Origin of the sequence: Psychrobacter sp. 16-MNA-CIBAN-0192 (genome assembly GCF_040309565.1) — a bacterium.
GTDB lineage: Bacteria > Pseudomonadota > Gammaproteobacteria > Pseudomonadales > Moraxellaceae > Psychrobacter.
This window is the reverse complement of the sequence record NZ_JBEOOX010000720.1, coordinates 1-236: the sequence shown is the minus strand read 5'-3', so window position 1 is coordinate 236 and position 236 is coordinate 1. Positions and strand designations below refer to the sequence as shown.

1 protein-coding gene is annotated in these 236 nt (G+C 39.4%); it reads right to left on the bottom strand.

Features of this window, described 5'->3' with window-relative positions:
- Positions 1 to 196, bottom strand: a 196-nt coding sequence (locus AAEY78_RS14980; RefSeq protein ID WP_502943801.1) for a gamma carbonic anhydrase family protein, incomplete at its 3' end; no start/stop codon positions are given.
- Positions 197 to 236: the final 40 nt, after the last annotated feature.

Genomic DNA, 236 nt, shown 5'->3' with positions numbered 1-236 from the left:
ATATACTGCCATCTTGGACATTACTGCGTTTACCAATACGGATCTTATTCACATCACCACGAGCAGCAACTAATGGCCAAATGCTGGCGTCATGGTCCAATTTTATATCGCCAACAAGTACTGCAGACTCATCAACATAGACGTTATCAGCTAAATTAGGGTGGATCCCTTGGTAAGTTCTTACATTGGTAGACATAACAATCCTTATATATTTATGGTTTCAGACAGTATAATGC